Below are 8,572 nucleotides of genomic sequence, written 5' to 3'. Positions count from 1 at the left end.
GGCTGGAGCGCGGCGAACGTGGCCGCGAAGTCCGGCAGCACCGGTCTGGTCATCTCATTAGTAGGCCGTCGTGGCGCCGAACTCTCTTCTGAATCAAGGTCGTCGCTCGGCGTATCGGGCTCTTCTGGTCTCTCTTCTGGTCCCTCCGGGCGGTCCTCGCTCATGCGCCCAAGTGTTCCTCATTCGATAGGGGCGGCCCGCAACGCACGCACAACGGTGGCTCTAGAGACTCCGATGGTCGACGCGACCTGGTCGAGTGTGAGGCCGTCCTCGTCGCGCAGTCGGCGGGCGGTCGTGACCCGTTCCGGCGTCATCACCTTCGGGCGTCCGCCACGTCGGCCGCGGGCACGTGCAGCTGCGAGACCGGCGCGGGTGCGCTCGACGATGAGCTCGCGCTCGAACTCGCTGAGGGCGCCGAACACATGGAAGACCAAGCGGCCTCCTGGTGTCGTGGTGTCGATCGCCTCAGTCAGGGAACGGAACCCGATCCCCCGCTCCTCGAGTGCGTTCACCTGCTCGATGAGGTCGCGCAGCGATCGACCTAGACGGTCCAGGCGCCACACCACCAGCACGTCTCACTCGCGCAGGTAGTCGAGCACCTTGGTCAGCTCAGGACGCGTCGCGGTCGCACCGCTCGCGGTCTCGATGAACACCCGCTGCGCGCCAGCCGCGGTGAGCGCGTCGACCTGCAGCTCGGCCGACTGGTCCGCGGTCGAGACCCGGGCGTACCCGACGAGCGTCCGTACCTTTTTAGGCACGGCAGTGGACGCGTGCCCGTTGCTCGTTTCCGCGGGGCTGTCGTCGGCAACGAGCTGCTCCTGAATCAACCGTGCTCTCCTCGCCTGGGGTGTAGTGCTCTGCCCCGTGTCTACCCCAGGCGGCTCAGAAACGATAGATGTCCGCGGAGTGATCCGTAGATTTCGGCCATGAGTTCTGACCCGGGCTTCTGGGGTGCTGAGCGGCCCGCCGGCGGGAGGGTCAAAAACGAACGATTCTGGTCCGGATCGACCACCGACCGTCAGTCGTGGCTGGGCGAACCGCCCTCCCCGTCACTGGAGATGTAAGCGACAAGCCCGGCTCGAACCGCATCAGAGACACTCTCACCACGGCGAGCCGCGACCACCTTCGCCCGGTCCCACACGGACTCGTCGATTCGGATAGTCCGCCTGGTCGTACCCACGCCGGTCACAGAGCAGAGCTCGCGCGCGACCGACCGAAAGCCAGCTTGCAGCGGACAGCCTGTCCAACTTCTCGGACGGCTGCTCGCCGACCCACCAATCAACGCCAAAGATCCGCTGAGCCCAAGACGACTCGGGCCCGATCGGGTACTCGGTCCGATTTCGGGGCGGGTGCTGGCGCGGACTGGGCCGCGAACTGGTGGCTCCAGCGATCGCGTGCCATCTCCTCGCGATTGGCCTGCTCCTCGCGCTCTGTCGCGCTGGGGTTCAGCAGCCCGGCCACCGTGGCGCTCCACCTCCTCCGTGTCGTCGTAGCCGCCGGGAACAGAACACCAGCGCCCTAATCGCACGAAGTCGCGAGATCAGGACAGAATCTGACCTGTTCACGCGCCAGAATAGTTCACATGGCGATCACCACTACCCCGCACCTCAACTTCAACGGCAACGCCCGCGAGGCACTCGACTTCTACGCCAGAGCCTTCGGCGCCGAGGTCAACGCGATGACCTACGGCGCCATGGGCGCCAGCGAAGACCCCGCATGGGCCGAGCGGATCGTGTGGGGCCAGGTGGAGACCACCTCGGGTATCCGTGTCATGGCCTTCGATGTGTGGCCTCACCAGCTCTACGACCAAGGGTCGAACGCTTCGTACGTCTACCTGAGCGGGACCGATGTCGACGAGATCACGGCCGCTTGGAATGGGCTCCTCGACGGTGCCGAGATCCGGCAGCTGCTTGGGCCCTCTGAGTGGTCGCAGCTCGCCGGTCAACTGCGCGACAAGTTCGGAGTCATCTGGGCACTCGACGTCACCGCACCGCCCACCGGCTTCTGACGGCCAGGACCTGACGCCGCCCTGTGGAAGCGGGCTTGACCAAAGACGACAACTGTCGATCCGGGAACGGGCATCAGACCCTCCCTTGAGCCTGGTAGCACGTGTGAGGCAGGACGTTGCCGATCGGCAATCGTCCCCGCGGTCGCCGTCGGCGAGCGTCACCCATGCCCGCCCCCCAGCCGAACTTGAGTGCGCAACATGCGTTCTGGACCGTGAGGTGGATTGGTGATGCCAAAGTTTGTGGTTACACTAAAAAAGTGGAAGCCGAGGGTGGCCTGAGGAGCAAGAAGAAGCAGCGGACCCGGCAGCGGATCGCAGACGTGGCTGCCGAACTGTTCGCCCAGCGCGGCTACGACGCCGTCACGATGCTCGACGTAGCTCGTGCTGCAGAGGTCTCCGACCAGACTGTCTACAACTACTTCGCCGCAAAGCAGGACCTTGTCCTCGACCGAGCAGACCAGTTCCGCGTCCTCTACCGCGACGCGGTCGAACATCGGACCGCCGAGATCAGCCCAGCTGCTGCGCTCTTGCCGCTGCTCGAACTCGACGTCGAGCGTTACCGGGAGTCAGACCTCGGTCGCGCGCGCGGCGAGTTCCTCGCGCAGAGCGTCGAGAGTGCCGTTCTGCGTCGTTTTACCCTGCAGGAACGCGAGGCCCAGGCCCGGATCATCACCGAAGCGATCACAGCGACCACACCCCAACTGCCGAACATCGTCGCTCACTGGCACGCCTCGGCGATCGTCGCGGTCATTCAGACCATTCACGATCAGATCGGCACGAACGTATTGAACCGAAACTCACAGGCCGAAGCGGCCGACGGCATGCTCGCACCGCTTCACATCGCCATCACAAGTCTCGACCGGACCTTCGCAAACCTGCTCGAGAACGCTGCCACCACGCCGCACTGAGTGGCAAATGACCGAGCCACCTGCTCGCAGGCATTCACGAACGCCAGAAGGACTCCCATGAAGAACCCGCGCGTACTCGTTTCCGGAGCCAGTATTGGTGGCCCAGCCGTCGCCTACTGGCTCAACCGGTTCGGATTCGACGTTACTGTCGTCGAGAAGGCCGACAGCATCCGCACCGGCGGTCAGGCAGTCGACTTCAAGGGACCCGTCCACCACGACGTGCTCAAACGGATGGGCATCCTTGACGACGTCATGGCGGCCAACGTGCCCAACGCAGACGGCATCACCGTCAACGCGAAAGGCAGAAAGGTCGGCACCATCCCCGGGGAGTTCGCCGGCGGCGAGATCAACGTCCCGCGCGGCGACCTCGCCACGATCCTTTACCGCCTGACCGCCGACGAGGCGAGATACATCTTCGGCGACTCCATCACCTCGCTGACCGAGACCGACACCGGCGTCGACGTCACGTTCCTCCACACGCCTGCACAGACTTTCGACATTGTCATTGGCGCCGACGGGATGCACTCCAACGTCCGAGCCCTGGCTTTCGGACCTGAGGAGGACTATGTCCACCACCTCGGTTACTACTACGTCCTCGCAGGCCTCGAGACGGGCGAGGACGACATCATGTACAACGAGCCAGGTCGCATGGCCGCCATCGGTAGCACCAAGGCACCTGCATTCTTCGTCTTCGCCTCCGAGCTACTGCCACCGGCCCGCGACGACATCGCGCTCCAGAAGCAGCAGGCCGTCGACGCCCTCAGCGGCGGCCAGTGGCGCCTGCCCGAGCTTGTCGCCCAGATCCCCCACGCCGAGGAGTTCTTCATGGACTCCATCAGCCGCGCGACCCTCGACCACTACAGCAACGGCCGTGTCGTCCTGGTCGGCGATGCCGCGTACGGCAACGCCCTCGGCGGCTTCGGGACGGGTCTGGCCCTCGTCGGTGCCTACGTGCTGGCCGGCGAACTGGCCAAGGCGAACGGCGCCCACACCCAAGCGTTCCTCGCCTACGAGAACAAGATTCGCGACTATGCCGCGATCTCCCAGAAAGTCAACGCCGGTCGCCTCATGGCACCGAGGACACGGTACGGAATCGTCCTGCGCAACCTGCTCTTCTCGTCGCTTTCATTCGCAGGCCCTCTCATGAAGGTCATCGACAGGCCGGCAACCAACATCGAACTCGAGGACTACACCCCGCTCGCCGTCCTCCACTCATCACGAGCTAGCGCAGACGATCGGGGCGACAGCTTCCCCACGTGGGGTAGCTAGGGTCTTTGTTGTCAGGCCGGGCGGTCGCTGCCTCGCGCCCGGAAACCGGACGACGGGTCGGTGTTGGTGCGCTACCCACGCCGGGGTCCACCCGCTCGACGCCACCACCCCCACGGCCACCCCCCGCCACCGAGCGGCGGTCTCCGCCAGCCGCTCCGGACGGCCTCCTCGAGACCGGCACCAATGCTGGCTCACAAGCGACGGTTTTCGACCCGCATACCCCCGTCTTCTGGGACGCGCTCCGGACGGGTCATACGGGACAGTCGATATGTCTCAAGCGCGAGGACGAGTGCCGGGGGCTGAGTGTCCCGCTAGAGGATCGTCAAACGGGACCGCGCTCGGGCACTGTCGCTGGCCCTTTGACCTCAATGGCTTGGGCGGGCCTGCTTTCCCTGGCGGCGTGCCTTGTAGGTCTCGGGGAGGAACTTGTTGAGGAGCCCGGTGCGCTTGGTGGCGCGGTTTCCGCCGATCACGTGGGGGCGGCCCTTGAGCATGGCCTCGACGCCCTGGCGAGCGACGTCGCGACGGTCGTTCTTCCAGGTGTTGTCGCCGAACTTGGTGTCGCCCATGCCGGCCTTGCCGTGGAACCCGCTGTCGGTGGCGCCAGGGAGAAGGGTGGTGACGCTGACGCCGGTCCCGCGCAGTTCTTCACGTAGGCCGTTGGCGAAGGAGAACACGAAGGAGCGGGTGGGGCCGTAGACGGGCTCGTACGGGGTGGCGGTGGTGGCCGAGACGCTGCTGGTGAAGAGCACACGGCCGTGCCCCTGGGTGACGAGGAGGGGGATAACGCGCTTGGCGAGGTGGACCTGCGAGGTGCAGTTGAGCGCGATCATCTTCAGCTCGTCGTCGAGGTCGGTGTCGACGAAGGCTCCACCGATGCCCATACCCGCGTTGAGCAGGGCGGCGTCGAGAGGCCGATCGAGGTCGGTGAAGGCTGTCCAGACGTCCTCGACGCCGTCGTAGGTGGTGAGGTCGGCCCGGACCGGGATGATCGTGCGCTCGGTGGTCGGGTCGGGGCCGCGCAGTTCCGCGGCGGCCTCGTCGATGCGTTCGGAGGAGCCGACGATGAGGAGGTCATATCCGCGCTGGTAGAGGTCACGGGCCATCTCGAGGCCGATGCCGCTGGAGGCGCCGGTGATCAGTGCCAGGGGGGCGGGTCGGGGGGTGCTCATGGGTGCTGTGGTCCTTTGCTCAGGTGGTTGCGTGGTCGGTCTCGGCGCGACTGAGGCGAGCTCGCGCGGGTCGCCGACGTCGTTGGGGATCGGTACCCCGGGCGGGTGCGGGCTCGCGAGCGGCGAGGAGTTGTCGGGTGAGGTTGCGTTGTGCGGCCTGCTGAAGCAGCTCGGCCGATCGTGCGTGTGCGAGCGCTTCGTTGATCTGCATGAGGGACGTCTGGTTACCAGGGTTGCTTGGTGGGGTGGATGACGATGTCGTTGACGGTGACGTCGGCGGGCTGGTCGAGGGCGTAGAGGACGGCGCTGGCGACGCGTTCGGCGGTGATGGCATCGGCGTTGACGCGCTCGGCGACCTCTCGCCCTCCGTCGCTGGAGACCTTGTCGGTCCAGCCGGTGTCGATGACGCCGGGACTGACCATCGAGATCTGGATGCCCTTGTCGACTCCCACCTCCTGGCGCAACGAATCGGTGATGCCGCGGATGAAGAACTTGGTGGCGCTGTAGACGCCACTGGTGTCGCCCACGTGGATCCCGGCGACGGAGCTCATGTTCAAGATGTGGCCGCTGCCGCGCTCGAGCATCTCGGGCAGGACCGCTCGGATGGCGTGGAGGTAGCCGCGGATGTTGGTGTCGATCATGCTGTTCCAGTCGTCGAGTGCCACATCGGCCCAGGCGGAGAAGAGCATCAGGCCGGCGTTGTTGACCAGGGCGTCGATGTGGCCGTACTCGGTGCGGGCGAACTGAGCCAGGCCGAGTACGTCGTCCGCGTCGGTGACGTCCGTGACGCGGGCAACAGCGGTGCCGCCGCCAGCAGCGATGGTTGTAAGGAGGTCGTCGAGCTTGTCGGGGTTGCGGGCGGCAAGAACGATCTTGGCGCCCGCGGCGGCGAGGGCGGTCGCGGTGGCCGCACCGATACCGGATGAAGCGCCGGTGACGATGACGACGCGGTCGGCGAGGTGGGCGCCGCGGTCGGGGGTGGTGGTCATGGAGTTCTCTCTTTAGCTTGTGGGTTCGTCGGTCGGTGTGAGGGGGCCGACGGCAGTAGGTCAGGCGCGTCGGGCGTCGGTGTCGAAGCGCAGGAAGAGATCGATCAGCGCTTCGGGCTGCTCTTCCGGAACCCAGTGGCCCGCGTCAGGGATGAGCTCGGTGGTGACGTTCTCGGCGACGTCGCGACACATCGGCCCGTAGTTGGCGGCCAGGCTCTGAGCGCCGCCGCCGGTGGCGAGGACCGGCGCGGTGAGCTTGCCGTGGTCCTTGACGGACGCGCGGTGGACCTTGGCATCGTGGTCGAGTTCGCGGTAGATCTCGCACAACGCCCTGATGGCCCCAGGTGCCTCGAACGCGCGGGCATAGACGTCGATGTCGCTCTCGGTGATCGCGCCTGGCTGGTAGGCGAGGTCGTCGTAGAACCGCTGGATGTACCAACGCTCCCGGCCGTGGACCAGGTGGACGGCGATATCGGGGTTGGAGTGGAAGTCGAAGTGCCAGGCGCTCTTGGCGACCTTGCGCTCCTCGTAGTAGTCGCTGCCGGGCAGCGGCGCTTCCATCGTGGTGAGGCTGACGACGTCGTCGCGGTAGCGCAGCGCGTAACCGAGCGCGAGCATCGAGCCCAGGTCGTGGCCCACCACGCTGACGGGTCCGTCGATGTCGAGCACGTTGTGGATCAGAGCGTGGAGGTCGGCGGACATGGTCGCTTTGTCGTAGCCCCCCGGAGGTCGGGTCGAGGCCCCGGCGCCGCGGAAGTCCGGGGCGATCACCCGGTAACCGGCCGCTGCGAGAGGGACGACCACCTTGCGCCACGCGTGGCTGGTCTGGGGTGCGCCGTGCAGCAGCATCACCGTTGCACGATCGTTCCCGCTGTCCCCACTCGTAGGGCCAGAGGTCGCACCCGCGTTAACGGGTTCGGCGAGGGTCCAGCCGATCCGCACGCCAGAGTCGGTGTCGATCCACGCCCGGCCATGCCGGATCTCAACTTGGCCCATGGCGAGGGCATCAGCGCCTCGTCCTGCGTGACGAGTGAGGGTGTTGGTGGTCAGGGTCATCAGGTTCTCCCTTACTTGCGCACAACACCGTCAGCGGATTCCGGTGTGGTGGTGGGTTGATGAGCTGGGCTGCAGGCGTCGCTCAGACGGACTCGGGGAAGTCGGCTGAGCGGCTGATCTCCTCGAGGGAGCGGAATTCGCTGAGCATGGACTCCAGCTGGTCGATCGCGCCGTCGTAGGCGGCGCTGCCGAGCAGGAGACGCTGGGGGCGCTGCTCGCGGGCGACGACGTCGATGATGGCGCGCGCGGCGGCGGCGGGGTTTCCCGGCTCGCTGCCGGTGGCGTCGCGGAAGCTGGCGCGGTTCGCGCCGGCGGTCTTGGCGTAGTCGGCGATCTCGTTCTCGGGGAGGGTCTCGTTGGCCGAGCGGCCGGCCCAGTCGGTGCGGAACGGGCCGGGCTCGACGAGCAGCGTGTCGATGCCCAAGGGCGCGACCTCTTGGCGCAGGGCGTCGGTGAGCCCCTCGACGGCGAACTTGGTCGCGGCGTAGTAGCCGACGGCCGGGAACGCGCGGAGCCCGCCGATGGAGGAGAAGTTCACGATTGTTCCGGTGCGCCGTGAGCGCATCCCGGGCAGCACCGCGCGGGTGACGTCGGAGAGCCCGAAGACGTTGATCTCGAACATGCGGCGGATCTCCTCGTCGGTGGCCTCTTCGACGGCAGCGAAGTAGCCGATTCCGGCGTTGTTGACCAGGACGTCGATGCCGCCGAAACGCTCCTCGGCGTCAGCGACCGCCTGCCGTACCTGCGCCGGGTCGGTCACGTCGAGCGGGAGCGCGATGGCCCGCTCGTTGCCCTCGACGATGTCCTGGACCTGGTCGATGTTGCGTGCGGTCACGACCGCTCGGTCCCCGGCGACGAGCACTGCAGCGGCGAGCTCGCGACCGAAACCGGTCGAACAGCCGGTGATGAACCAGGTCTTCGCGGTGACATCGAGCCTGACCTCGTGGGTGACCTCGTGGGTGACCTCGTGGGTGGTGGTGTCCTCCATGGGTAGGCCTTCTTCCTCGCGCCAAGGCGCGTTCGTCCAGCGCAGGGGGTGGGTCCTGCGCTGCGTCGGTGTCTTGTGGTGGTGCGTTGCCCTCGGTGGTCGCGACGATTGCTCGGAGTGCGCCGTTGAGCCGCGGTTCGTGCCCGCGGTTCGTGTCCGGGTGCCGTCGAGGACTTCTCCAC

The 8,572-nt window shown here is 66.7% G+C and carries 7 protein-coding genes and 1 pseudogene; 3 read left to right on the top strand and 5 right to left on the bottom strand.

The features are described from left to right. Window positions 1–179 precede the first annotated feature (179 nt). A pseudogene (locus tag K329_RS27325) lies at window positions 180–758 on the bottom strand (recombinase family protein). 824 nt (window positions 759–1,582) lie between these two features. On the opposite strand from K329_RS27325, the gene K329_RS0116065 reads away from it, so the two are divergent. From K329_RS0116065 to K329_RS0116055, 3 genes are all read left to right on the top strand, one after another. Next, window positions 1,583–2,008: a VOC family protein gene (locus tag K329_RS0116065; protein ID WP_028473851.1), complete on the top strand. Its 426-nt coding sequence runs from the start codon at window positions 1,583–1,585 to the stop codon at window positions 2,006–2,008. A gap of 257 nt (window positions 2,009–2,265) precedes the next feature. After that, a complete protein-coding gene (locus tag K329_RS29720) occupies window positions 2,266–2,916 on the top strand; it encodes a TetR/AcrR family transcriptional regulator (protein WP_052336993.1) in 651 nt (216 codons plus the stop codon). A gap of 57 nt (window positions 2,917–2,973) precedes the next feature. Beyond that, window positions 2,974–4,185 carry an FAD-dependent monooxygenase gene (locus K329_RS0116055; protein WP_028473850.1) on the top strand — a complete coding sequence of 404 codons (1,212 nt, stop codon included), beginning with the start codon at window positions 2,974–2,976 and terminating at the stop codon, window positions 4,183–4,185. A gap of 365 nt (window positions 4,186–4,550) precedes the next feature. Here K329_RS0116055 and K329_RS0116050 read toward each other — a convergent pair whose 3' ends face one another. From K329_RS0116050 to K329_RS0116035, 4 genes are all read right to left on the bottom strand, one after another. Beyond that, window positions 4,551–5,357 (bottom strand): SDR family NAD(P)-dependent oxidoreductase, encoded by an 807-nt coding sequence (locus K329_RS0116050; RefSeq protein ID WP_028473849.1) that lies wholly within the window; start codon window positions 5,355–5,357, stop codon window positions 4,551–4,553. A 224-nt stretch (window positions 5,358–5,581) separates the two neighbouring features. Beyond that, window positions 5,582–6,346 (bottom strand): SDR family oxidoreductase, encoded by a 765-nt coding sequence (locus K329_RS0116045; RefSeq protein ID WP_028473848.1) that lies wholly within the window; start codon window positions 6,344–6,346, stop codon window positions 5,582–5,584. Between the two features lie 60 nt (window positions 6,347–6,406). Beyond that, window positions 6,407–7,402 (bottom strand): alpha/beta fold hydrolase, encoded by a 996-nt coding sequence (locus K329_RS27315; RefSeq protein ID WP_084541368.1) that lies wholly within the window; start codon window positions 7,400–7,402, stop codon window positions 6,407–6,409. Between the two features lie 82 nt (window positions 7,403–7,484). Further along, window positions 7,485–8,390 carry an oxidoreductase gene (locus K329_RS0116035; protein ID WP_084541367.1) on the bottom strand — a complete coding sequence of 302 codons (906 nt, stop codon included), beginning with the start codon at window positions 8,388–8,390 and terminating at the stop codon, window positions 7,485–7,487. Between the last annotated feature and the right edge of the window lie 182 nt (window positions 8,391–8,572).

The organism is Nocardioides alkalitolerans DSM 16699, from assembly GCF_000426525.1.
GTDB classification, from domain to species: Bacteria; Actinomycetota; Actinomycetes; order Propionibacteriales; family Nocardioidaceae; genus Nocardioides; species Nocardioides alkalitolerans.
This window is presented reverse-complemented; position numbering and strand designations above follow the sequence as displayed.

Bases quoted from the DNA above. Each gene is read 5' to 3' on its own strand.
- K329_RS0116065 (WP_028473851.1), top strand. From the start codon at position 1,583: ATGGCGATCACCACTACCCCGCACCTCAACTTCAACGGCAACGCCCGC.
- K329_RS0116055 (WP_028473850.1), top strand. From the start codon at position 2,974: ATGAAGAACCCGCGCGTACTCGTTTCCGGAGCCAGTATTGGTGGCCCA.
- K329_RS0116050 (WP_028473849.1), bottom strand. From the start codon at position 5,357: ATGAGCACCCCCCGACCCGCCCCCCTGGCACTGATCACCGGCGCCTCC.
- K329_RS0116045 (WP_028473848.1), bottom strand. From the start codon at position 6,346: ATGACCACCACCCCCGACCGCGGCGCCCACCTCGCCGACCGCGTCGTC.
- K329_RS27315 (WP_084541368.1), bottom strand. From the start codon at position 7,402: ATGACCCTGACCACCAACACCCTCACTCGTCACGCAGGACGAGGCGCT.
- K329_RS0116035 (WP_084541367.1), bottom strand. From the start codon at position 8,390: ATGGAGGACACCACCACCCACGAGGTCACCCACGAGGTCACCCACGAG.